The organism is Pseudomonas fakonensis (genome assembly GCF_019139895.1).
Lineage (GTDB): Bacteria > Pseudomonadota > Gammaproteobacteria > Pseudomonadales > Pseudomonadaceae > Aquipseudomonas > Aquipseudomonas fakonensis.
This window is the reverse complement of sequence record NZ_CP077076.1, coordinates 1930252-1951760: the sequence shown is the minus strand read 5'-3', so window position 1 is coordinate 1951760 and position 21509 is coordinate 1930252. Positions and strand designations below refer to the sequence as shown.

Below are 21509 nucleotides of genomic sequence, written 5' to 3'. Positions count from 1 at the left end.
TGCCCCCGCTATGGCTTGAATTCGGCTCGCGTTGGCGTAGCCCTCTAACAGGTCATCCAGCGCCCAGTCCTTGACGTGCTCGGGACTGAGTTTCCAGTACCAAGCAAGGTCGTAGACCAGTTGCGTCAGGCCGGCGAGGCTTCCTCCGTCGCTTCCTTCCTCTGGGGGGACGCCATGAAAAAACCGGCCAGCGCCCAGGCCGCCGCATTCAGGTCGGTGACGTCCAGCTGGTCGACCGAACTGCCGGGAATGCCGGCGCAGACCACGATGTATTTGGCCGCTACGTCGAGGTTGAGGCCGACCGACTCGTCTTTCTCGATGCGGTACGGCAACTGGCCGATCTGGCGGCATTCGCGGGTGGTCGGGCGGCGCAGGGCCAGTTCGGTCAACTGCTCGCCATGGGCCTGAATAGGGGTGCTGAGTTCGATAGTGGTGGTCATTACTGCCAGTCTCCTGATACGCCTTCGAAGTTGAGCGGAACCTTGCCGTCGTCGGCGGTGACGTTGACGTCATCCACCGCATAGGCGCCGGACAGCACGTAGCTGCTGCCGTCCTTGAATTCAGAGGTAATGGTCATGTTGGTGCCGTTGGTGATCTTGTCCCAGTCAGTGCCGGGCGCTTTCACCGCATCAACTTTGGTGAAAGGAATGCGGTCTTCCTCTTTGAAGTATCCCGCCGTGACGGTCTCGCGCTTGACCTTGGAAACCGGCACCTCGACACCGCCGGTGATGACCAATTGAGTACCGTCAACTTTGATGTAGCAGGTACCCGCGACTTTCTGACCCATAACAGGCCCTCACAAAAAAGCCCGCACAGGGCGGGCTGGGGTGGACGTTGACGCGGCTTAGGCGGCGTCTGCGGCGTACTGCAGGCGGAACTGGTAGAGCAGCGCGAACACGCGCAACTGGTTCACCAGGTCCGGCGGGTACAGCACGTTCAGGCGGTTCGGGTTGGTCGCGTCGCGCTCAACGATCAGGTTGGCGTTGAACGCTTCGAAGTTCTCGACCAGCCCCAAGGTTTCCAGATAGCGATAGCCCGCCAACAGCTCGCCACGGATCGCGCGCGGGGTGACGATCGCCTGGCCGGGGCCGAAGGCGGTGCCGTCGTTGGCGAGCTTGTGGCGGCCGTACTTGCTGGTGATGATCCCCTGCAAGTAGCGCAGCACGTAGGCGCTTTGGTGCAGCGGCTCGCTGTCCAGGAACGAATCATCGTTCTGCCCGTAGGCGTTTTTCTGGTACGTGGTCACCGCGCGCTGCAGGCGCATGTAACCGCCTTCGTAGTACAACGTGCCGATGCCGTGGCTCAGCAGCGATTGCTGCTCGGTCAGCATGAAACGGTCGCTTGCCTTGGCCGGGTCGAGCCCCGGCAGCACGCCGGTCTGCGTCGGCCGGGCCGGGTCGGCGTTGATGAACACCGCCGTGCGCGCCGCCGCTTCGGCCACGACCTGCCAAACAGGCTGTGGCACGCTGGTTTCGAAACCCAGGACGGTCATGTGCGGGTCATTGCGCTGGCTGCCCAGCGCAACCAGCTGGCCCACGGTACCGCGCTTGGCGCTGTAGACGTGCCCCCACAGCTGCTTCGACCACGACCAGCGGCCGGCGCTGTCGTCCATGGTGTCTTTCCAGGCGTCCAGCGTGTCGCTGTCGGTCCACGGCTGCGCGCAGAACTCGAACGGTTCGTCGCCCAGGGCGGCCAGCAGTGGCGCCATGTCGGGGGTGCCGACGCCGCCGGTCATGGCGGTGGCCACCAGCACCAGGCCGGCCGGGCTTTCCTCGCCGTTGGCCCGGCCCCGGCGGTTCAGCTCGATGCGCAGATCGTTGGCCAGCTCGCCCTTGAACTTGGCTTCCAGGGTGACCACGCCGGCGGCGGCGGTGGCCTTCACCGGCAGGTCAACTGCCGCGTTGACGCTTTCCGCCACGGCGCTGGCCACGGCCGCCGCATTCATGGTGGGGGTGGCCGTGGTGCGCACACGGGTACCGCCAATGTACAGATTCACCAGGCCGGTGGCCGACGCAGCGCCCGTTACGGTAACGGTTGCCTTGGCGGCGGCGCCCTCGGTGACTTTCACCGGCAGGCACCAGACCTCCCCGGCCACGTCGATGCCGCGATGGGCCGCGAACATAGCGGCCAGCATCGAGCCGGCACCCGCGATGGCCACCGCCTCGGACTGGCGCGACACCAGCACCAGGGTGCCGATTTCCTCGCTGTCGGCGTCGTCGTTGACCTGGCCGACGATCAGCCGGCGCAACGTGCCGGAAGCGCCGCTGCCGGCCATGCTGTTATCAACCTCGGCATAGAACAGCGGCACCCGCAGGTCGCTGGGAATGCCGTTATACGAGACGGTCATACCTTGACCTCCTTGGTGGCCTTCTTGGGCTCAACCCGCACGACGTCTTCGGCATCCAGGCGGCGCTGCCAGTAGGCGTTATGCGGTACGTCATCGCCTGCAACGGGCAGCAGAGCGCCGCCCTTCTCCGGCATCGGGCAGGCGCGCCCCGGGGCCGGCTTGACCTTGATGGTTTTCATTGCGGGATATCCTCGCGTAGCGTGACCTCGATTCGCCCGTCAGGGCCGGTCGGGGTCAGGTTCTTGTCGACCATGGGGTCGATGAAATCGACGTTGGTGCGGATGCCTTCCAGCGGAGGCAGGCGGCTCTGAGCCAGCTCTGGCCAGGTCTGCGGGTTGTCCGATGCATCCCCGCCGAAGCCGCCCAGCTGCGTTTCCGCATAGAAGCGGAAGCCGTAGACCACCTTGGCCCGATTCATCAGAATCAAGGCGCCACGGTCGTAGCAGATCGGTTCGGCGTCATCGAGCTGAAAGCCCGCCAGCGCCCGGAACAGCGTGGTGCGAACGTCGTGCACCAGGTCGGCCGCCGACTGGCCGCGCTCGTCGCGGTTGTCCAGCACCACGCACACGTCGAAAGAGTCGCGCACCACCTGGGCGGCGGCGTTATGAGCCAATGGCTCGTCAGCCGTGTCGCCCACCGGCAGCACAAAGGCCGCCGGGCAATCGACCTGCTGGCAACCGTGCACCGGATCCCAGTCCAGGCCGCCGGCAATCCTGCCAACGAACTGCGGGCACTCGGCTTTCAGGTGCTCAATGATGGGTGTGATTCGCATAGGCCCTCAGTTGTCCAGAAACGCGCTGGCAAAGGCTGCAGACAGGATCTGCTGCACCTGCGCCCGGGAATCCGTCAGCGCGTCAGTCATGTAGTTGTCGCGCGGCTTGACTCGCCACCCGCCCCCGTTTTTCAAGCGCACGCCGTAGTGCAGGTAGGCCGGATAAAACGCCCGCATGCTTGAGGTCTTGGTGGGCGCAATACGCACCAGAAAACCGGATCGCGACAACTTGAAGCCGATCGAGTCCGTAGTGGCGCCACTGCGGTTGACTGGGTAACCATCCTCACCACCGCCCAGGGCCAGGTTCATCTGCGCACGGCCAGTGATCAGCACGCCCACCTTGCGCATGCCGGCGCGCACCTTGCGCTTGTTGAAGATTTCGCGGTCGAAGGCATCAAAGCCTTCAAAGTGCAGATACCCGTCAACCGAAACCGAGTTGGCCATCGCTGCCGCCTCCTGTGCTCGGCGCCGGAACGTCCGGCCCCAGTTCCTCGACCTCGACCACCGACCAGACGGTACGCCCGCCCAGCTCTGTTGGCCGGCGCACGCGGTACACCCGACCTCGCGCCACAAACTCATGCGCGTCACTCAGGCCTTCGATGTGGCGGCAGTACAGGCGGTGGGTAGCCTTGCTTTCCGTCTGCTGGGCGCTAGTGTAAGCAGCAGTACCTAGCGGCTCGACCTTCACCCAACGCTTGCATACCGCCGTGTACTCGGGCTTAAGCGCCACACCATCGGGCCGATCAACGCGTACCCTCACTTCCATGCGATGGGTCAGTTCGCCCGATGCGGGCTCACGAATGCCCCTCATTCCTCCCGAGGCCATGGCTAGAACCTCGGGGGGACGGTGATATCCGCCAGCAGGTGGTCGACGAAGCTGGACGGCAACTCGGTCAGGGTCTGGCCTACAACCAGCAGTCCGCGATGACTGAATGCCGTTTCAGCGGCCATTAGCATCCAGCTCAGCACCCCGGGGTGCGCCTGCAGATCGACACCAGCGCGGTAGCGGATCCGCAGCGGGCCTTCCGGGCGACCATCAGGGAACCGCAAATAGCTTTCCTTGCCGCCCTGGACCACCTCTGCCCGACCACCGTACTCGGCCTGCGAACCCTGTTCCCCCAGCACCAACACGGACTCGACGGCGACCACCTGGCCAACGTCCAGCGCATGGCCCGATGGGTAATGCGCCGGCCAATCCTCTTCGTAGACGGCTTCACGGATCGCGGCCCCCGTCTTCGACTCTCCCTGAGCAGTCACGCCTGGGATGATGATCAGGTCGATCAGCTCGGGCTGCAGATCCTCCGGTTCAGCGTGGCACTGAAACGCCACCTGTTCCAACGTCAGCACGGGCGCCCCCGTGTAGGCGATGCGGCGCGCCATGGTTACGGCTTCTGATCGTCATCAGGGCTTTCGGATTCATCCGGCTTATCGTCGTCAGCGCTGCCAGACTCATCCGGCTTTTCGTCATCGGGGTTGTCGGTGGCGTCAGGGTTTTTAGCCGGGCCGGGCTGGGTGCCGCCTTTAGCAGCCTGTTTGGGTTTTGCCGCAGCTGACTTGGCCACCTTCTTCTGGTCATGCAGCTCAGCGCGCTCACCATCAATCAGCGACTGGGCCACATCAGCGGGAAAACCGGCGACTTCCCCGGCGCTATAGCCCCGCCACGCGCCGGTGAACTTCACGATTACATTGCTCATGGATCTCTTCACCTTCCAGTTGCGGCCCCACGTGCGCGGGGCCTGGGTTTACATGCCTTTGCCCCACTTCACAGCCACCGCCACCACGATGCTCTCAACGTGGCGCGGCCCGAAATCGTGCTTGGCGATGACGCGCACCAGAGTCTGGTTGCGCTGGAAGGCGCTGACCATGTTGCCCTCGGCGTCCTTGTACGACGCTTCGCTGCTGAAACCGATAGTCAGGTCCATGTCTTCACCGATCATGCAGTCAGCGAAGTTGACGAAGTAAATCTCGGACTCATCGCCGTCGGCGCCGAGGTTGACCGGGATCTGGGTACTGAGCCCGACCGGGTAGCCCTTGAGCATCCCAAGGTCAATTTCTGGGTAGGCCTTGTTGCCATTGCCGTCACGCAACGATTGCAGCCAGCGCAGCACGCGCGGCGCCATCAGCCAGCCGCAGGACTTCATCTGCACGTTCGCCGCTTCAAGGCGCAGCATCATCCCGCCCAGGAACAGATCGATCTTTTCCAGGGTGAGATCAGCGACAGCCGGCGCCGTCAGGACGTTGAACGAAGGCGCCCAGTGGCGCAGCCCCTTCGGCAAGACGCCGGAGCCATCCGCACGAATGAAGTGCAGATCCTCCGAAAGCCCCATGCTGACGGTCAGGTCGCTGGCCACAATGGAGTCCACACGCGGGTTGACGCCGCTCATGGCCAGCAGATCGTTGGAGATCGGCACGATAGCCGCAGCGGTTTTGGCCGACAGCTTGGTATCACCGAAAGTCATGCCAGTGACCGGGATATCGGTATCGCTGCCGATATAGCTCACCACGGTGTTACCGGTGATGCGGGGCATGGTCAGGTTGCCGTTGTTCAGCGGCAGACTGGTGACGCCCATCTTGCGCACGATGGAGACCGGACGCAGCGACTCGATGATGTCGGTCGCGAAGTTCTGCGGCACGAGCACACCGCCAGCACCCGGCGTTACGACGCTCAGGGCCATGTGAACATCAGACGGGTAGCCGCCGTCTTTGGCCAGTTGCGCCGCCATTTGCTGATTACCTTGGGCTGCCGCCAGCAGACGGGTCATCTGAGCCATACCGGTACCGGGCTTGGCCTTCTCGCTGAAAGGCCCGGAAATGGACCCTGCCGGCGGGCTGGTGGCGCCTTGGGCCGACTCGCTGACCGGAACCGCGCCGGCTGCAGCCAGTTGCTCGGCCGACTCAGCACGCTTGATCTTCGCAGTCAGGTCATTGATCTGGGTTTCCAGGCTGGTGAACTGCTGCAGTTGCTCGGCAGACAAGCTACCGCCGCCAGCCTCAATCTGGGCCAGGGCCTGCACCTGGGCGACCAGGCCAGCGCGGTCGTTACGCATTTGAAGTACAAGGGACATGGTGCCTCCTGGGCATTAAAAAGCCCGCACGTGGCGGGCCTTGGGATTCTTTGGGTACCGCCTGGGCGGTCAGGTCAGGGATTGCATCGCCAACGCCGTGGCGCGCACGCTGATGCGGCTCGACTGACGTGCTGCACGGCTTTGCGCAACAGCGCGCGACAGTTCATCAACGGCGTGCTGGGGGTTCTGCAGGCGATCAGCCAGGCCGGCGCTGATCGCGTTCTGCCCGCGATACAGCCCGGCTTCGGTAGCGATCACCTTGGCCACCGGCATATCGCGGTACTCAGCCACTGCAGCCGTGAACATCTGGTAGCTTTCCTGCACCAGGTTGTTGAGGAAGGCCAGCGACTGGTCGGTGATGGGCTCATGGGGCGACAGGTCGTTCTTGTGCGCCCCGGCGAATACCGTGGTCACCTTTACGCCCATCTCCGCTTCCATCTTCGAGCGGTCCATGTGGCTGGCAATCACACCGATGGAGCCAACCCCACTGGTGCGGCTGACCACCAGCTCGCTGCAGGCAGAGCCCAGCAGGTAGCCACCGCTGTAGGCCATGAAGTTGACGAGCCCGGTGATGGGCTTCTGCAGGGTCATGGCGCGAATATCCTCGGCCAGCTCGAAGGCGCCAACCGCAGCGCCACCCGGGCTGTCAATGTCGAGCACGATGTGTTCGACCATGGGGTCAGCGACTGCGCGCTGCAGCTGCACACGCAAGTTCTCGTAGCTGGTCATGGTCTCGCACATGTTGAGGTGGCTCCCACGGCTGACGAGCACACCGCTGACGGGAACCACCTCTACGCCCGTTTGGGCAATCGCGCTGCGGCGCTGCTCGTCGGCCAGCGCCAGACGGTCGACAGGATCGTCGTCCTTCCAGAGCTGGGCCGAGCTGGCTCCGATGTTGATGATGTTCAGGCTCATCGCCTGGTTGGCCCACCGCACGCCCAGGTCGAGCATGTCAGGAGTCACCAGCAAAGGCTGGTTGAACAGCAGGCTGGATGCCCGCAGATAGTGCTTACTCATTGGGCAAGGATCCTCCCGATCTCGGCGTGCTGCATTTCAAGCTGTGCACGCACCGTGGGGTTGCTCAGGTCGGGCTGCTTGCCAGCGTCGACCATGTTGAGGGGCTGCAGGTAGATGTCGCCACCCTGCACCGGCGGCATGTTCTCCAGGCGCCGGATGTCGTTCACGCTCAGCCAACCCCATTGGCGACCAATGGCGTAGGCTTCGTAGCGGCTTTTCTGGTCGCCGCGCAGCAGGCCGGACAGATTGAACTCGATGAAGTAACTGCGCCGGTCCTTTGGCAGCAGGAAATCGCGCATCATTGCCTGCTCGTGGCGCTTCACCCAAGGCAGCAGCGCGAATACAACAAACTGGATCATCAGCTGTTCCAACGTGTTGTAGTTCGACTTCTCCAGGTCGTTCACCATGGGCAACGGGATCTTGTACATCCGCGCGATATCCAAGCCGGTCACCTTCATGATGCCGACGATCTCGGCGTCCACGTTGGTCATCGAGACTGGTTTGAAGGTCATCCCCTCCTGCAGCAGCGCGACCTTCTTGGCGTTGTCCATCCCGCCGAACTTCTGGCCCCACTGATCGACGATCTTGTCGATGATGCCCTGATCCTTGATGGCTGGGGCCTCGCGGGGCCGCTCGATGACACCAGAGACCGCCACACCGTTCGCAAAGCTCTTGCCGGTGTATTGGCGCACCGCTTGGGTCAGGCCAATCGCGTCAGCGTGCAGCTCGATGGGAGAGAGCCCCACGTAGGGGCTGGTACCGAACCAACGCACATGGTGAACCATGCGCATCGGCAGCGGCTCGCCGGCACCGATCTGGTAGTACGGCAGCAGGTCCGCGCCCTTGAGCACCTGCACCTGCTCATTCTTGAGCGACCACAACGCGGTCACGTTGCCGTCCTCGCGCCGATCAATGAAGCTGTATGCATTGCCGCGCAGGCCCGCCGCCCCCTGATGCCGCTCTAGGTATTCGCACGGCGTCTGGAAAGGGTTCGGCTGGAAGCGCAGCACGTCGTACAGGGGGTGATTCAGCGCTGACTCGCGCTGCCCATTCTCTTTGCGCTGGTACAGCTCCAGCGGCAGTTGCGCCACCGTCTCGGCTAACAGGGTCACGCAGTTCTGCAGGATGGGCAGCGCTAGCGCCGTCTCAGGCGTAACCGCCACACCTGCGGAACTGCGCCCCCGCCCCAGCAGGCCGCGCCAGAAGCCGCTTTCTGCATTTGTCAGCGTGCCAGAGCCCGAGGCACGCAAGCTGGAAAAGAACATGGTCAGCCCCCTCCCCGTGCGGTTTGCTGAGCTGATGCCTTGTCTGCCAGCCAGGCCCAGCACAGAAGCCCAATGCCCGCCACCATGAAGGCAGCGGGCCGGTACACCATCCAAACACCAACCACTACCAGGACGAAGCCCAGCAAGCCGGTCAGCCAGGACAGAATGTCCAACCTCATATTCCCACCCCTTCGTCGTAGACGGACTTGCCCGTCGCTTCGGATATGTCACCGCTGATGCCGACTGCCATCAGGGCCGCGACGATGCCGTCGATGCGGCCAGTGGCCTTTGACTTATCCACTTTGCGGTTGTTAGCCGGGTCGAACACGATCACCGCGTTACCGGCGCACCAGGTCATCACCGGGTTGTTGTCGTGCAACAAAGTCTCCACCACCTCGGCCTCAACGGGCGTAGTGACCTCCGACACAACTTCATACTCGGTAGGGTCAAGGTCGATGACGCCTTGATCCATCGTCTTGCGCCCCAACAGCCGACGCTCGAACTCGTCCACAGCCGGCCCCATGTCCTTGAAGCCCTGACCGAAAGGCAGCAGCTCGGGGAGCGTGATGCTGTTGTCGGTCATCAGTTGCAACAGATCCTCGATCCGCCAGCGGTCATAAGCGATCCGCCGCACGTCGAAGTAATCGCAGATCGTCTGCAGGCGCCTCAGCACGTGCAGCTTGCTGATCGCGCGCCCCGGCGTGGTTTCCAGGTGGCGCTCCTTTACCCATTGCAGGTAAGGCACGCGGTCGCGCTTCTCACGCCCCGACAAGTCATCGTCGGGTATCCAGAAGTACGAGAGCGACCGCCAGTGCGGGTCGTAAGGCACTGGGGCGAACATCAGAACGAAGGCGGTCAAGTCCGTGGTACTGGACAGGTCCAGGCCACCGACACACGGTCTGTTGCGCAGCACCCGCATCGGTACGCCATCCGCCGCCTGGCTCCAGATTTCCCACGACAGCCAAGGCGATGTCGCCTGGGTCCATTCGCAGAAGTTCAGGCGCCGAACGACCGCCTCTTTAGCCGGCAGCCCTTTGGCCTCGGCAACCTGTTCTCGCAGGTACTTGCGACCCGGGATGCCATCGGTCTGGCCTTCCAGAATGAAGTCCAGCGAGGGGTTGACCTTGGGCCAGCAGGCTTCTTCCTTGAATGGGTCGTCGCCCTTGTCCAGCGAGCAGATGAAGGCAAAGAACGCATCGTTGTGTTCCTTGCCCTCGCAGATGCGCACGCCCAGGTCGTGATACTGACCACATACAGAGCCCTTGTCCGAGCCACTGTTGGTGATCATCACGATCAGCGCCCGACGCCGGAACTTGGTACCGGCGCGCATCATGTTCACGGCGCTGGCGGTCTTGTGCTCATGCAGCTCATCGATCAGCGCCACATGGGGCCGGGGGCCGGACTGCCCCTCGTCGGAACTGATCGGGCGGAAAAAGCTGTTGGTCGCGGGGTAGAACAGGTTCCAGACCTTTTCATCGCGCCCCGACTGGACCAAGCGAGCCGCAAGGTGTGGCGCCATGTTCACCATGGCGACCGCATCGCGGAACAGGATCTGCGCTTGGTCCTTCTTGGTCGCGGCCGCGTAGACCTCGGCCCGCTGCTCGCCGTCGGCCACCAGCCCATACAGGCCGATCCCGGCCACCAAGGGCGACTTGCCAGAGCCTTTGCCCGTCTCGATGTATGCCTGCCGGAAGCGCCGATAGCCATCCTCGGTGTACCAACCAAACAGGCTCCCAACGATGAACGCCTGCCACGGCGCCAGCCGGAACGGTAAACCTTCGAAGTCGCCGCCGTTCAGGCGCAGCACATCTTCGAAGAAACCGATGGCACGAAGCGCAGCATCAGCGTTCCAGACCAACCCACGCTCGGCACCGCCCTCCAAGTCCTGCAGGTGCCGCCGGGCAGCGTTGCGAACATCTGGACCGGCGATGATCGAGCCGGCCAGCACCTGGGCAGCGAAGCCCTTTACCCGGCAGTCAGGTGAAATACTTTGCGGCAGCGTCTCGTTCTGCATTCGGGAACAACTCTCCTTGCCCAGCCGGCGCGGCGGCTCTCATGTTCCGCCGCGCCAGGGGTGACAACCCGAACTGAGCGCCGGCCGCGTTGGCACGCTTCTCGGCGTCGTTGGCCAGCTGTCGCAGCACATGGGTTTGCTGGGCGCCGGTCTTGAAGGTCTGAACCTCGCCACCCAGGCCGTCTGCCGATTCGCTGTTCTTCTTGGCGATCAAGCTTTGGAAGCGCAGCCAGTCAGCGTAGGCCTGGCAGTAGGTAGCGAGCGCCATCTGATCAAGCTTCGCCAACCAGCCCAACGCCAGCAGCGCCTCGGTGATACGCGTCCACTCGACAGCCGCAGCGCCCTCAAGAAAATCTGGCTTGGGCGGTACGCCGACCGGTACCGACGGGTCTTTGATTTCGTTCATCAACTGCGCGGGCGAAAGCTTGCTGCGATTGCCGTTGAGCAGATGCACCGATGCGGGCAGGCCAGGCCGCCCGGAGTTACCGTTTCCGGCCATGGAAACCTCCTGATCTGATACCCCCCCTCCCTCATTTTTCCCGGTTTTGCACGCCGAGTTGGGCAAGCGGTCAATGAGAGGGCGAGGAAAAAGTTTTTCACCCCCCCTACCCCGGCGGGTCGGGGCGGCGGGGCGCCGGGGTCAGCGCCGATTCCAGTGGTGCTTGGGGTCGAGCGGCACGCCCGATGGACTGCAACCAGCCACCCGCCCGCTGCGCTCTAGCCTCTGCTTCACCGAGTCATGGCACAGCTTGCACAGTGGCTGCCAGTTGTCCTTATCCCAGAACAACTTCCACGCAGCCTTGATCTTGTCAGGGTCGCCACCTTGCTTGGCTTCCTGCAGGCGGGGCGCGACCTTGTGGTCGACCACCGTGGCGGCCACCGGGCGGTGATCCGTCGAACACATCGAGCAGAACGGGCTGGCCGCAAGAAACACCTCACGGGCCAACCGCCAGCGATGACCGTAGCCGCGTGATGCGCTACTGCCCCGCCGCTCGTTACCCTTCATGGCTGGCCGGCGGCACTTCGCAAACACCCAGCCGCTTGGCCGCCCAACGCTCGTACAAGCTGATGGCAACATCGGCACCGGCCATGGCGGTCAGACAGCCGAACGCGGCAGCCGACCACAGCGATGCCCCCATCGAATACAACAGCATGATGGTGGAGAGGCCGCACACAATGCAGGCACCAGAACGCAGGACGATGCGCCGGACCAGCGCCCAACCACGTACCCCCGCCTTGTCGGCCCGCCACATCTCACCTGACACACCGCCGACCAGGGACAGGATTATCACCATCCAGATTGGCATCTCGACTAACGCTTGTTGCTCGCTGTTCATGTAAGCCTCATTGGCAAAGCACGGCGCCGCAAATAGAAAACCCCGCCGGGTGGCAGGGTTCTCGGTGCGCCGACAGGTCGGAGCGGCTTGCACAGCACAGTGCTTGTGGGGAAGCGCCTAAGCGCACTTTGGATATCGTGGAACCTTTTTACCGGTGAACTGCAAAACCGAAAAGAGGCCGTTTTCGGTAGTCTGCCTTGGTGCTACTTCGGCGCATTCTCGGCGCACGCTCGGCGCATTCCAACCCGACGAACGGTATTACTCCGATGCGGCCCAGCACGCGAAATCATGATCCTGACCACCTGCAAGTGCAGCGCATCAAGCCAGTTCCAGTAGGTGCGCTCGGCATCCTCAGCCAGGCCCAGCACTCGCATCTGCTCGCGGATCGTGGCGCCATGAAGGTAGCGGAAGGTCGCCAGGCGCGCCAAGACCACCCCCCGCTCGTCACGGCGCTCCAGCTCGGCAACTGCCGCCTCAACCTCGGCAGCAGCTCGATCCATACCCACACCATTGACCGGGATACGCGAACCTGCGGCACCACCGCGAGGCGCTGCCCCTTTCCACTCCATGATGCTGCCCATCTGGCTACCCAAGCCAGACACCAACCCATACCGCGCCCGCTGCTCGCCCCAGTGGCGCATAAGGTCATCAACATCCTTTTTCATCACCAGGATCCCCCGTAAATCCCAACCCAACACAAAAACACACAACCCAACACAAACCCAACACAGATAAAACTCAATAAATTCAATACATTAAGGATAGGTGTGTTGAGTGTGTTGGGTTTGTTGGGTTTTTGGGTCCTCGCATAGGTTTTTTTCTTGCTTCGGATTGGCTTGAGAAAAACTTCGCGTACGCGCGCGCACGCGCGCAAACCCAACACACCCAACACAGGGGTACTCGGGCCCTTGAAATACGGGGGTTCTACGTGTGCTGGGTTGCCGGAATGAACCCAACACAAACCCAACACACCCAACACAGGGGCTCTTGGTTTCATGCTGCCAGCCCCTTCACGTGGTCCCAACCATCCACGTTCCACCCTGCAAGTTTCGCCTTGCTGCGCCAGGTGATAACGGCCTGCCCCAGCTCGGCCGCATTGAATGATGGGGGCAGGGAAGCATCGCCATCAGACGGGAAGAAGAACGCCGCAAACCGCCGGTTATTGCGCTCGGTCCAAGGGATTGAGCGCGTCTTCTCAACCGTAGCGCTGAGCATCAGCGAAAACTTCGTCTGACTCATGGAGTGCTCTTTGTTCCGGGAGCACCACTCAATGAACAGCGCATACAGATCTGTTGCTAAGCAGCATGCCCACAGACCACGGCCAAGCTCTTCGGTTCGCCACAGGTGCAGGAAAGTTTGCCATGCCGTACGGCTTAGCGCGACCAGTCGCTGGCGAGCCTCTGTCTTGGGCGGCCGCGTACGCTGATCGAAGTCGCCAAGTTCTACGCCGAGCAGCCAACCATACAACGCAGCAACGCCACCATTGGCCAGCTCGCGACTGATTGCTTTTTGCCTGGCCACCGGCAAGGTTTCCATCGGCCACATCACCAACAGTCGGCGGTCATCATCACTGATCGGCCAGGGCATGATCTCGTTGCTGAGGAAGACGGCGTTCATGTGGTTCGCTTCCTCCCAGCCATTGATGAACTTGGACTCCATCCGTACGGTCTTTCCGGTGATCATGTGCTTGATCTTGCCCACCTGGTTGTAGCGCTGGTCGCGGCTGACAACCTCTTCAAACACGGCCCAGAGCTTGCGGCTCTGCCAGGCGTTGAAACTACCCTCCAACTGCGTCTGCCCCACCGTGGCCGCGTACTGACCGTAGAGCTGGCCAAATACGTCAGCAAACAGAAGACTCTTGCCCGAGCCCTCCATGATCGAGTGCATCAAGACGGCAGTGTCCATTTTGGCCCCCATGTTCTGCAGCGGATATGCGAGCCATTTGGTCAACCAGCCCAGCGCCTCTTCGTCGTGGTTACAAAGGAAAGAGATCAACCAGCGCAGGTTTTCACATGCAGCGTCATCCCGCTCCGGCGCAAGGGGCAGCCCTTCGAAGGTGTTGATGTAGATGTTTGGATCTTTGGTCATGGTTGGGTCAAAAACGATGTGGTCGACATCAACCACCCGTCGATCCTGACTATTCAGCCACCACTTGTACTCTTCGCCCAGGGCCATCTTCACGGCTCCCTCAGCGATCCGCCGCTTCTTCTCTCGGTCCCAAACGTCCTTTGTACCGTCGATGTAGACATACCGCTCGATTGGATCAAGCTTGAGCGCACCGCCTTTCTTAGCCGAAAGGCGTCGAGCTTGATCCAGCTCTTGCGCCTGCTCCGGCGCAATCAGCTTCTTGTCAGTCCGCCCCATCCACTCCTTAGCCAGCGGCTTGCCTACCAAGGCTTCGAACCCTGGCCGCTTCATCGACTTCCCTTTGTCCATGTCCCAAACGCTGGTGGTTCCCTCAACCAAGGCGAATCGGCGCATTGCGGCGACGATATCAAGCTGCTCGCCCCCCGCCCCCCCAGTGGCCGATGAGCCGGCCGGGCTGGGCTCGTTCGAACCGGTATCAGCGGCGACAGGTTCGCCAAGATCAGCGTCCGCTTCGCCTTGGTCGGCCTGCTCGGAGACCGATGGGGGGCGGGGAAGATCACCGAGTGGTGGCGGCGCCGGCGGGCGAGACTTGGCATCGATGCCGAGGATCTGGGCAGCAGCTCTGGTAGCCGCCCTCTGATCGCCGTCGTGCATCAGAATGCAGAACACGTCGAAGGCATCATTCTTGTGCCCGTTCGCCAAAGGGTCAGACGTGTGATGGGAAAAGAGCTTGCCCTCGGTGATCGTCACCCCCGGCATGCCGGAGCTGCTGTGCGGGCTCAGCCACTTCCCGTCGATGCGCTTGTAGCCATGCGCCTCGATCATCGTGGCGATGTCATGGATACGATTGAATTCAGGGATGACCTCGGGGAGCCGGTCACCAGATCGGGCAGTTGACGATGGCTTCGGCATAGGTCGAACCACTGACGCAGCCGGCCTTGGCCGCCACGGGCACACCGCCTCCCCTTTAGGCTTGAACTCGTCCCAGCCCTGCCAGATCGCCAGCAGTTCGGGCGGCAGCTCCGGCAACCCGCCGGCGGCTGGCGCAGTGCGCCAGGTGTAGGGCTTCCCTGTACCAGGGTGAATGGACGGCGGCAGCACATCCTGCACCAGGCCGCCACGCAGCTCGAAGACGGTCACTTTTTTGAAGGGCTCTGCTGCCATGCGGAAAGACGCTTCGCGGGCGGCATCTTCCTCGTCCACAGCTGCCTTGACCTGCGCCATGAGCCCCTTGTAGATGGTGCCATCCGGGTCGTTCTTGTTGGGCCAAACCAGCGCGTGCCGGCTCAGCTCCACACCTTCGGGAACACGGAACATCACCCGGAATCGCTCGGGGTTACCCACCGAAGTCGGATATGCGTCGGCAAGCGCCTCAACATCGAGCCCAAGCGTCTGCAGCAAGACCTGACGGGTCAGCTCGACATCATCAACGTCCAGCGAGCAGACACGACTAGGCCCGAGCACAACACCGAGGTTGTGGCTCGGGCACTTCGTCCAAAACGCCTCAGCATCAGCGGCAGCAGTAATGTAACCGCCGGGCGTGTTCCAGCCGCGCCCCTTAGGCCCCTTCTCTCCAGGCTCAATGGGGACCAGGGCCAGACCGAAGGTTTCGATGTAACGCCGCGCCCAATCAGCTGTGGTATGAGTTGGGCGCCCGCTCATCTGCGACGCTCCCGAAGTCCTTGGCAGTCCACGCAGGTTTCGCAACCCGCGACCGATTGCTGGCGAGCCTCGGGGATCGGGTCTTCACAGTCCACGCAGATCTGCGCGCTCGGCCCAACAGGAAGGCGCGCGACACGCAGCAGCGACAGCTGCAGGAAGTATTCGGCGCGATCATTGGCGAAATCGACATCATCAGCCATGGGCGCAGTCCTCCATTGCTTGACGAGCACCCGCGATGATTGCGAGCACCTGACGGATAACGTCGATCCCACAAGCCTCAAGCTTCTGGACTTCGTGCAGCTCCCATACGTTGTCAGCAGCACCTTCATGCATGCTGCTGACGAACTGGGCGGCCTCTTCAAGCAACAGACCGACAGCCTTCAACTGCTCATTGGTCGCCGGAACGGGCTGTGGGCGGTACCAGACAACACCAGCGGCACGCCCCAGGGCATCAAGCACGCGCTTGTCAGAGGTGAACTGCAACACCTCTTCAAGCTCGTCGGGGTTGAGCCAGCGGCGCTCTTCATCGTGTTTCAGTTTCTTCTGCAGGGCGTCCAGGTCCATGCCCATATCAAAGGCCAGTGTGGTGATTCCGCCTTTGTATTCGCGTCCAGCGCGGTAGAGCGCGTGGCGGAGGGAGAGAGCCGGACCAGAGTCCGGCAGAGTATCGATGCGACTCATAACCGTTAATCCTCGGTTAACGGTGTAGCCATGGGATCAGGCAAGCCCTATCCTACGACCACGACCGTTGTGTGGTGCCTTGCGTGCTGTGCGGGCATTACATGCGGTTCTAGTCATCCGGCCATTCTTGTGGTGAGAGGCAGCCGGATGGCGGGGGTCCAACACCGGGCTGGGTCGCTCTTGTGGTGAGAGCCCCGGCCTGGTGATCCTTACTTTTGGCGCTGCCTTGCGCCCCTGATTTCTTCCTCGTAGAAAACCTCGATAGCCTTGCCCACCTCGTAGCGGACTGCCGCCCCCTTCGTCGCGCGATAGATTGTCGGCTGCGTTACGCCGACCCGTTCTGCAATCGCACGCTGTGAAAAACCTCTTTCGATTAGCGCTCCAAGCATCTCTTGTATGGACATGATGCAACCTATTCGTTAGCGAATAACCCGATCTTACCCAAACGAATAGGACAGAGCAATACACTAGCGATACGCAAACTAATCAGAGCCATCAGCAGTGATAGGAAATCGCGTAGCAAAACGCATGCATGAGCTTGGGATGTCAGGCGGCGAACTTGCCAGACGCTCCGGCGTACCCCAGCCAACCATTCACAGAATTCTGTCAGGCACATCGGTTAGCCCCCGGCAGGAGAACGTCGAGAGAATCGCAAAAGTCCTCGGAGTGACTACTGACTGGTTATGGAAGGGCGAAGGGAGCATTCCACCAGCAGCTGGGCCGCTGGCCAATGTGGAGCCAGGACCAAAAGTCCGTGGTTTCGTACCACTGATTTCATGGGTACAGGCTGGAGCCTGGTGCGAGATGCAAGAACCGCTGGAACTGGAAGATGCCGAGGCATGGTTGCCCTGCGCGGTCTCGCATAGCAGTGCAACGTTTGCCCTTCGTGTTCGCGGTCTCTCGATGTTTAACCCTCACGAGCGCAGATCATTCAGGGATGGCGACATCATTTTCGTCGACCCAGCAAAAGACTATGAAAATGGCTCCTTGGTCATCGTAAAGCTGGCAAGCAGCAAAGAGGCAACCTTCAAACAGCTTGTTCTAGAAGGCGAACGCCAATTCTTGAAGCCGCTCAACCCCTCGTGGCCGGACCCAATAATCGAGCTGCCCAACGATGCAGCCATTTGCGGGGTGGTCGTATCCAAGGTTGAGATTTTCTGACCCGTAAACGAATAGAGATCGTCTCGTTTAGGTATTGACCGGAAAAATTCGTTTAAGTATTGTCTGGACCGCTATCCCTCTCACCACTGAGGTCCAGACATGCCAACCGCACAGCACCCCCAAGGGGGCAAGGTCTACTTGCACCCTACCACCTGCACCCGCCCCGCAGTCGTCGACGCATTCCAGCGTCGTACCGGTCTGCGCCTGATCGTCTCCCCCACCGGCCTGGTCCGCGCCGTGCCCACAGGGGGTGCCGCGTGAGCGAATACACCGTCCCCCTGAAACGGGTCATGTTGCTGCAGAACGCGCTGGAGAATGGAGGCACCGCCACCTGCCCGCTGCGCCGCCCCGAGACCACCAGTGATGCACTGATCGAGGTAGAGAACGACACCCGCACCCACCACATCAAGGTGACTTTCGGCCCCCTGACCGGCTCACTCACCCTGCAACGTGGCGACTCTTCGAAGTACATGGCTTTGCGAGACCACCTCGAAGAACTGGCCAACGGCCGGACTGAATCGGGCAGACAGTCCGAACAAGCATTGGCAATGAGGCAAGCGCTCGAAGCCGTGAACGCCATCCTCGATCCCGAGCACGAGGCGTACATCAGCCCCACCAACGATGCCAAGCACCCCTTCCGCGTGATCGTGCTGGATGGCCTGGGCGACATCTGCGCCCTCACCAAAGGGCACTGCAAGGACCAGTTGGTCGAGACAGTACGCACCCAGCTCAGGCCCCCTAGCGAGGGGCACGGGGAGCACCCATGAGCAAAACGCTGGACCAGCTACGCAACCAATGGACGACGCCCTGCCCAACTCTGACCGCTGTGCGTGAGCATTACTTCCCGCACATCAAGACGGACCGCCGGTTCAGGGAGCTGATCCAGAAAGGCGAGATCAACCTGACGCTCAAGAAGCTGCACAGCTCGACCCGGGCTCAATACGTGATCTACCTGCACGACCTGGCCGACTACCTCGACCAGCAACACAAACAGACCGCTTAACCAGGCGGCCCCGGCCATCAGGGGCACCACCTCGGCGCCAAGCCACCACCACTTTCAGGCTTGGCACCGAGAACCAGGAGCACAGCACATGCACCCGCACCAGTACGCACTCGCCGCCGGCATCCTCTGGCTGGTTACGCTCATTGTCCTGCCGTACCTGTTCGCGAAGGCGCGCATTCGCGCCTACAAGGTGGGCTTCGCTGACGGCAAGCTGGCCCACCAACAAACACTGAAACTGCAGCTGCAGGAAGCGAAACGAGCACAGGAATCACTGCGCGCAGACCTTGAAGACGCCCAGCGAAATTGCGCCCAACAGTTGGACGCCCGCACAGCCAGCATCACCGCGTTGAAAGCTCACATCGCCGACCTGGAAGCCAGAATCATGTCGTACACCGCGATGCCGGTGACCAGGGCTGACTACGACCTGATGATCAACGCTGCCGAGACACTGGCCTTGGCCGAGAAAACGTGGAAGGTCGCGCAGGGCACCGAGCCATGGCGCAACCGCGCGCTGCAGCAGCGCCAAGACCTCCACGCCCTTGCCGTACGCGTGCACCATCAGTTGCGCTCCACTCACGCCACAACCGCAACCGCCGGGGAGGCAGCATGACCGCCGCCCTGCAGATCGACACCCAGGGCGCACAACAGCACGCCCTGCCCTTCCCGCGCGAGCTGTATGTGGACTTGTTCGCCGGCGCAGGCGGGGCCAGCAGCGGCGGCGCCCGCGTGTACCGCGACCCTGACATCGCCATCAACCACAACCCCATCGCAATCGCTGTACACCGCGCTAACCACCGCAACACCCGTCACTACATCAGCGACATCTACGAGGTCGACCCGCTCCAGGCCACCGGCGGCCAACCCGTGGGCATCCTGTGGGCCTCGCCAGACTGTCGTCATTTCTCCAAAGCCAAAGGCGGCGCCCCGCGCAGCAAGGCTGTTCGATCGCTACCTTGGGTGGTAGTGCGCTGGGTCTTCGTGACCCGCCCACGCCTGCTGCTGATGGAGAATGTCGAAGAGTTCCAGGCCTGGGGGCCGCTTGACGACGACGGCAAGCCGATCAAGTCGGAAATGGGCCGTACCTTCAAGGCATTCATCTCCTGCCTCACTACCGGCCTGGCCGCCGATCACCCAGACATGGGCGAGATCATGGACTGCATCGGCCAGTGGGTGCCGATGGAGGCCTTGGTGCGCGGCTTGGGCTGCGATGTCGAGTGGCGAGAACGCCGCGCATCGAACGCCGGAGCCCCTACCATCCGAAAGCGCCTGTTCCTCATTGGCCGCACGGACAGCCGCCCAATCGTCTGGACCAAGCCGAAACGGCATGAAAAGCCCAAGCCCGGGCAACTGCCGTGGCGCACTGCCGCCGAGTGCATCGACTTCTCTGACCTGGGCAAGAGCCTGTTCGACCGCAAGCGCCCGCTGGTGGACAACACCTGCCGGCGCGTCGCCAAGGGGTTCTGGCGTCATACCGTCATGGCCGAGCAGCCCTTCGTGCTGCAACTGGACGAGCAGCAGCTGGCCGCCGCAAGCCTCACCGAGTTCGCCAACGCGAGCACGCAGCGCACGTTCAGCGCAGGCGAGCCGCTACGCACTCAGGTGGCCCAGATCAAGGGCGGTCATTTCGCCCTGGCGGCAGCCCATCTGACCCACCTCACGCATCATGGCGACCGATCGGGCTACCCCGTTTCCGAGTCAACCCGGACGATCACCGGGGCGAACCGAGGTGAACAAGCGCTGGTAACCGCGTCGATGATCACCCTGCGCAAGGGTTCTACCGGCAGCGGTATGGGTCAGCCCGTCAACGCACTGACCACAGGCAGCGGTCACCACGCGGTCGCTGCATGCCACTTTGAGCAGGCGAACGGCGGTTTCTACAAGGGCGACGGGCGAGCAGCCAAAGTGCCATTGAGCACGATTCTCGGGCGCGGCACCAACCAGCGCCTCGCCAGCGCGTACCTGGTGAAGTACTACGGCACCGGCGGGCAGTGGCAAGGCATGGGCGAACCAATGCACACCCTGCCAACCAAGGAACGCATGGCGCTGGTCACAATTGTCCAGGTTCCCGCCGCGATCCTGCCGCCCGAGCTGCTGGTGAAGGCCCGCAAGTGTGCTCACTTCCTGCACAAGTACCTGCCGGAACACTTCCCCGAGCAGGTCGACCTGGTGCTACTCGGCGAGCACGCACTGATCGACTTCACCCTGCGCATGCTCAAAGCCCCAGAGCTGAAGCTCGCCCAAGGCTTCAGTCCCGACTACATCCTTGATCGCGGCCTGTTCGAGAACAAGGCAACCGGCCAACTGGAGTGGCGCCCCATCAAGAACACCGACCAGATCCGGCTGATCGGCAACAGCGTCTGCCCCGACGAGGCAGAGGACCTGATCGCCGCTAACGCCAAGGACCTGATCGATCTGTACCTGCAGGAGGCCGCATGAGCACGAACCGCCACGATTGGTACACCTCAGAGGGCTACGACGGCGGCTTGCACCACTGCAGGAAATGCGACCGCAGCCACCAGGGACCGCGCCCAAAAGCCCACGACTGCCCCGTTTCAGACGCGGAGCACAGCGCCGCCGCTTGGCTCGGCCAGGCCGGGCTGTATCGCACTCGTCTTGATGCCGTGCTGAATGGCGAGCAGAGCCTCACCCCCGTATCCGCCGAAGACCTGTTCAAGCACGCAAGCCGCTACCTGTACGTGACCAGAACACTGCGTATGGGCCTGAAAGCCCCCAACTCGCGTGTGACCAAAACGCCAGACGAAACCGACGCCGCCACTGACGCGCACCTCCAACTCCACATGGAGAGCTGGCATGCCTAGCCCAACACGCACCTGGCAACTGGTCAGCTTGATCCTGGCATGCGCGCTCGTCGCCGCCCTGATCAAACTGCACCGGCCAACACCTGTTAACGCCGCGAGAGGCACGTTACCGAGTGTTAACAACCACACCGGCTACGAGCACCTGGCCCTGAGCCCAAATGCACGCCGCGCCCACGAGAGGTATTCGCTGTGACTTCTGCACAGACCTACACCCCGACCATACGGACGCGCCAAGGCATGCAACCCATGACGCGCCCTGCGATGTCGTTCATATGCGA

General features: G+C 62.3%; 28 protein-coding genes. 7 read left to right on the top strand and 21 right to left on the bottom strand.

Translation table 11 applies throughout. The features are described from left to right. Positions 1–125: 125 nt before the first annotated feature. The 21 genes from KSS94_RS08840 to KSS94_RS08740 all read right to left on the bottom strand — a co-directional run bounded on the left by KSS94_RS08840 (position 126) and on the right by KSS94_RS08740 (position 16652). Positions 126–440, bottom strand: a complete 315-nt coding sequence (locus KSS94_RS08840) for a phage tail assembly protein (RefSeq protein ID WP_217842613.1) — start codon at positions 438–440, stop codon at positions 126–128. Next, positions 440–787, bottom strand: coding sequence for a phage tail tube protein (locus KSS94_RS08835; RefSeq protein ID WP_217842612.1), 348 nt, complete (start codon positions 785–787; stop codon positions 440–442). Before KSS94_RS08835 ends, KSS94_RS08840 begins: the two co-directional genes overlap by 1 nt. A 57-nt stretch (positions 788–844) precedes the next feature. Further along, positions 845–2347, bottom strand: a complete 1503-nt coding sequence (locus tag KSS94_RS08830; RefSeq protein ID WP_217842611.1) for a phage tail sheath subtilisin-like domain-containing protein — start codon at positions 2345–2347, stop codon at positions 845–847. Then, complete coding sequence (locus KSS94_RS08825; protein WP_217842610.1) at positions 2344–2526, bottom strand: DUF2635 domain-containing protein; 183 nt, start codon at positions 2524–2526, stop codon at positions 2344–2346. The genes KSS94_RS08830 and KSS94_RS08825 overlap by 4 nt, the downstream gene beginning before the upstream one ends. Continuing rightward, a complete protein-coding gene (locus KSS94_RS08820; RefSeq protein WP_225935853.1) occupies positions 2523–3119 on the bottom strand; it encodes a phage tail terminator protein in 597 nt (198 codons plus the stop codon). The genes KSS94_RS08825 and KSS94_RS08820 overlap by 4 nt, the downstream gene beginning before the upstream one ends. A gap of 6 nt (positions 3120–3125) precedes the next feature. Then, positions 3126–3563, bottom strand: coding sequence for a hypothetical protein (locus KSS94_RS08815; protein WP_217842609.1), 438 nt, complete (start codon positions 3561–3563; stop codon positions 3126–3128). Further along, positions 3541–3930 (bottom strand): phage head closure protein, encoded by a 390-nt coding sequence (locus KSS94_RS08810; RefSeq protein ID WP_437180006.1) that lies wholly within the window; start codon positions 3928–3930, stop codon positions 3541–3543. Before KSS94_RS08810 ends, KSS94_RS08815 begins: the two co-directional genes overlap by 23 nt. Positions 3931–3947: 17 nt before the next feature. Further along, positions 3948–4499 carry a hypothetical protein gene (locus tag KSS94_RS08805; RefSeq protein WP_217842607.1) on the bottom strand — a complete coding sequence of 184 codons (552 nt, stop codon included), beginning with the start codon at positions 4497–4499 and terminating at the stop codon, positions 3948–3950. 2 nt (positions 4500–4501) lie between these two features. Further along, complete coding sequence (locus tag KSS94_RS08800; protein ID WP_217842606.1) at positions 4502–4813, bottom strand: hypothetical protein; 312 nt, start codon at positions 4811–4813, stop codon at positions 4502–4504. 48 nt (positions 4814–4861) lie between these two features. Then, on the bottom strand, positions 4862–6184 hold the full coding sequence (locus KSS94_RS08795; RefSeq protein ID WP_217842605.1) for a phage major capsid protein: 1323 nt from the start codon (positions 6182–6184) through the stop codon (positions 4862–4864). 69 nt (positions 6185–6253) lie between these two features. Next, the gene (locus tag KSS94_RS08790) at positions 6254–7201 is read right to left on the bottom strand and encodes a S49 family peptidase (protein ID WP_217842604.1); all 948 of its coding nucleotides are present in this window, start codon (positions 7199–7201) and stop codon (positions 6254–6256) included. Next, positions 7198–8466 carry a phage portal protein gene (locus KSS94_RS08785; protein ID WP_217842603.1) on the bottom strand — a complete coding sequence of 423 codons (1269 nt, stop codon included), beginning with the start codon at positions 8464–8466 and terminating at the stop codon, positions 7198–7200. The genes KSS94_RS08790 and KSS94_RS08785 overlap by 4 nt, the downstream gene beginning before the upstream one ends. 175 nt (positions 8467–8641) lie before the next feature. Beyond that, positions 8642–10480: a terminase large subunit gene (locus KSS94_RS08780; protein WP_217842602.1), complete on the bottom strand. Its 1839-nt coding sequence runs from the start codon at positions 10478–10480 to the stop codon at positions 8642–8644. Next, on the bottom strand, positions 10443–10979 hold the full coding sequence (locus KSS94_RS08775) for a phage terminase small subunit P27 family (RefSeq protein WP_217842601.1): 537 nt from the start codon (positions 10977–10979) through the stop codon (positions 10443–10445). Before KSS94_RS08775 ends, KSS94_RS08780 begins: the two co-directional genes overlap by 38 nt. A 141-nt stretch (positions 10980–11120) precedes the next feature. After that, entirely contained in the window at positions 11121–11384 is a 264-nt protein-coding gene (locus KSS94_RS08770; RefSeq protein WP_225935852.1) for an HNH endonuclease, read from the bottom strand. Between the two features lie 91 nt (positions 11385–11475). Then, positions 11476–11817, bottom strand: a complete 342-nt coding sequence (locus KSS94_RS08765) for a phage holin family protein (RefSeq protein WP_217842599.1) — start codon at positions 11815–11817, stop codon at positions 11476–11478. Between the two features lie 203 nt (positions 11818–12020). Beyond that, entirely contained in the window at positions 12021–12482 is a 462-nt protein-coding gene (locus tag KSS94_RS08760; protein WP_225935851.1) for a hypothetical protein, read from the bottom strand. Between the two features lie 328 nt (positions 12483–12810). Further along, on the bottom strand, positions 12811–15567 hold the full coding sequence (locus KSS94_RS08755; RefSeq protein WP_217842598.1) for a DUF5906 domain-containing protein: 2757 nt from the start codon (positions 15565–15567) through the stop codon (positions 12811–12813). Then, on the bottom strand, positions 15564–15767 hold the full coding sequence (locus KSS94_RS08750) for a TraR/DksA C4-type zinc finger protein (protein ID WP_217842597.1): 204 nt from the start codon (positions 15765–15767) through the stop codon (positions 15564–15566). The genes KSS94_RS08755 and KSS94_RS08750 overlap by 4 nt, the downstream gene beginning before the upstream one ends. Next, positions 15760–16248 (bottom strand): phage regulatory CII family protein, encoded by a 489-nt coding sequence (locus KSS94_RS08745; RefSeq protein ID WP_217842596.1) that lies wholly within the window; start codon positions 16246–16248, stop codon positions 15760–15762. The genes KSS94_RS08750 and KSS94_RS08745 overlap by 8 nt, the downstream gene beginning before the upstream one ends. Before the next feature lie 209 nt (positions 16249–16457). Continuing rightward, positions 16458–16652: a helix-turn-helix domain-containing protein gene (locus KSS94_RS08740; protein WP_217842595.1), complete on the bottom strand. Its 195-nt coding sequence runs from the start codon at positions 16650–16652 to the stop codon at positions 16458–16460. A gap of 97 nt (positions 16653–16749) precedes the next feature. On the opposite strand from KSS94_RS08740, the gene KSS94_RS08735 reads away from it, so the two are divergent. From KSS94_RS08735 to KSS94_RS08705, 7 genes are all read left to right on the top strand, one after another. Further along, positions 16750–17409, top strand: coding sequence for a LexA family protein (locus tag KSS94_RS08735; protein ID WP_186535028.1), 660 nt, complete (start codon positions 16750–16752; stop codon positions 17407–17409). Between the two features lie 99 nt (positions 17410–17508). Next, positions 17509–17670, top strand: a complete 162-nt coding sequence (locus KSS94_RS08730) for a hypothetical protein (protein WP_217842594.1) — start codon at positions 17509–17511, stop codon at positions 17668–17670. Beyond that, on the top strand, positions 17667–18176 hold the full coding sequence (locus tag KSS94_RS08725; protein ID WP_217842593.1) for a hypothetical protein: 510 nt from the start codon (positions 17667–17669) through the stop codon (positions 18174–18176). The genes KSS94_RS08730 and KSS94_RS08725 overlap by 4 nt, the downstream gene beginning before the upstream one ends. Then, complete coding sequence (locus KSS94_RS08720) at positions 18173–18412, top strand: pyocin activator PrtN family protein (protein ID WP_217842592.1); 240 nt, start codon at positions 18173–18175, stop codon at positions 18410–18412. The genes KSS94_RS08725 and KSS94_RS08720 overlap by 4 nt, the downstream gene beginning before the upstream one ends. 88 nt (positions 18413–18500) lie before the next feature. Further along, on the top strand, positions 18501–19022 hold the full coding sequence (locus KSS94_RS08715; RefSeq protein ID WP_217842591.1) for a hypothetical protein: 522 nt from the start codon (positions 18501–18503) through the stop codon (positions 19020–19022). Then, on the top strand, positions 19019–20848 hold the full coding sequence (locus KSS94_RS08710; RefSeq protein ID WP_217842590.1) for a DNA cytosine methyltransferase: 1830 nt from the start codon (positions 19019–19021) through the stop codon (positions 20846–20848). Before KSS94_RS08715 ends, KSS94_RS08710 begins: the two co-directional genes overlap by 4 nt. Then, positions 20845–21231: a hypothetical protein gene (locus tag KSS94_RS08705; RefSeq protein ID WP_217842589.1), complete on the top strand. Its 387-nt coding sequence runs from the start codon at positions 20845–20847 to the stop codon at positions 21229–21231. The genes KSS94_RS08710 and KSS94_RS08705 overlap by 4 nt, the downstream gene beginning before the upstream one ends. The last annotated feature ends 278 nt before the right edge of the window (positions 21232–21509 follow it).

Excerpts from the sequence above, each read along its gene's own strand:
- KSS94_RS08840 (WP_217842613.1), bottom strand. The coding sequence starts at position 440 with ATGACCACCACTATCGAACTCAGCACCCCTATTCAGGCCCATGGCGAG.
- KSS94_RS08835 (WP_217842612.1), bottom strand. The coding sequence starts at position 787 with ATGGGTCAGAAAGTCGCGGGTACCTGCTACATCAAAGTTGACGGTACT.
- KSS94_RS08830 (WP_217842611.1), bottom strand. The coding sequence starts at position 2,347 with ATGACCGTCTCGTATAACGGCATTCCCAGCGACCTGCGGGTGCCGCTG.
- KSS94_RS08825 (WP_217842610.1), bottom strand. The coding sequence starts at position 2,526 with ATGAAAACCATCAAGGTCAAGCCGGCCCCGGGGCGCGCCTGCCCGATG.
- KSS94_RS08820 (WP_225935853.1), bottom strand. The coding sequence starts at position 3,119 with ATGCGAATCACACCCATCATTGAGCACCTGAAAGCCGAGTGCCCGCAG.
- KSS94_RS08815 (WP_217842609.1), bottom strand. The coding sequence starts at position 3,563 with ATGGCCAACTCGGTTTCGGTTGACGGGTATCTGCACTTTGAAGGCTTT.
- KSS94_RS08810 (WP_437180006.1), bottom strand. The coding sequence starts at position 3,930 with ATGAGGGGCATTCGTGAGCCCGCATCGGGCGAACTGACCCATCGCATG.
- KSS94_RS08805 (WP_217842607.1), bottom strand. The coding sequence starts at position 4,499 with ATGGCGCGCCGCATCGCCTACACGGGGGCGCCCGTGCTGACGTTGGAA.
- KSS94_RS08800 (WP_217842606.1), bottom strand. The coding sequence starts at position 4,813 with ATGAGCAATGTAATCGTGAAGTTCACCGGCGCGTGGCGGGGCTATAGC.
- KSS94_RS08795 (WP_217842605.1), bottom strand. The coding sequence starts at position 6,184 with ATGTCCCTTGTACTTCAAATGCGTAACGACCGCGCTGGCCTGGTCGCC.
- KSS94_RS08790 (WP_217842604.1), bottom strand. The coding sequence starts at position 7,201 with ATGAGTAAGCACTATCTGCGGGCATCCAGCCTGCTGTTCAACCAGCCT.
- KSS94_RS08785 (WP_217842603.1), bottom strand. The coding sequence starts at position 8,466 with ATGTTCTTTTCCAGCTTGCGTGCCTCGGGCTCTGGCACGCTGACAAAT.
- KSS94_RS08780 (WP_217842602.1), bottom strand. The coding sequence starts at position 10,480 with ATGCAGAACGAGACGCTGCCGCAAAGTATTTCACCTGACTGCCGGGTA.
- KSS94_RS08775 (WP_217842601.1), bottom strand. The coding sequence starts at position 10,979 with ATGGCCGGAAACGGTAACTCCGGGCGGCCTGGCCTGCCCGCATCGGTG.
- KSS94_RS08770 (WP_225935852.1), bottom strand. The coding sequence starts at position 11,384 with ATGTGTTCGACGGATCACCGCCCGGTGGCCGCCACGGTGGTCGACCAC.
- KSS94_RS08765 (WP_217842599.1), bottom strand. The coding sequence starts at position 11,817 with ATGAACAGCGAGCAACAAGCGTTAGTCGAGATGCCAATCTGGATGGTG.
- KSS94_RS08760 (WP_225935851.1), bottom strand. The coding sequence starts at position 12,482 with ATGAAAAAGGATGTTGATGACCTTATGCGCCACTGGGGCGAGCAGCGG.
- KSS94_RS08755 (WP_217842598.1), bottom strand. The coding sequence starts at position 15,567 with ATGAGCGGGCGCCCAACTCATACCACAGCTGATTGGGCGCGGCGTTAC.
- KSS94_RS08750 (WP_217842597.1), bottom strand. The coding sequence starts at position 15,767 with ATGGCTGATGATGTCGATTTCGCCAATGATCGCGCCGAATACTTCCTG.
- KSS94_RS08745 (WP_217842596.1), bottom strand. The coding sequence starts at position 16,248 with ATGAGTCGCATCGATACTCTGCCGGACTCTGGTCCGGCTCTCTCCCTC.
- KSS94_RS08740 (WP_217842595.1), bottom strand. The coding sequence starts at position 16,652 with ATGTCCATACAAGAGATGCTTGGAGCGCTAATCGAAAGAGGTTTTTCA.
- KSS94_RS08730 (WP_217842594.1), top strand. The coding sequence starts at position 17,509 with ATGCCAACCGCACAGCACCCCCAAGGGGGCAAGGTCTACTTGCACCCT.
- KSS94_RS08720 (WP_217842592.1), top strand. The coding sequence starts at position 18,173 with ATGAGCAAAACGCTGGACCAGCTACGCAACCAATGGACGACGCCCTGC.
- KSS94_RS08715 (WP_217842591.1), top strand. The coding sequence starts at position 18,501 with ATGCACCCGCACCAGTACGCACTCGCCGCCGGCATCCTCTGGCTGGTT.
- KSS94_RS08710 (WP_217842590.1), top strand. The coding sequence starts at position 19,019 with ATGACCGCCGCCCTGCAGATCGACACCCAGGGCGCACAACAGCACGCC.
- KSS94_RS08705 (WP_217842589.1), top strand. The coding sequence starts at position 20,845 with ATGAGCACGAACCGCCACGATTGGTACACCTCAGAGGGCTACGACGGC.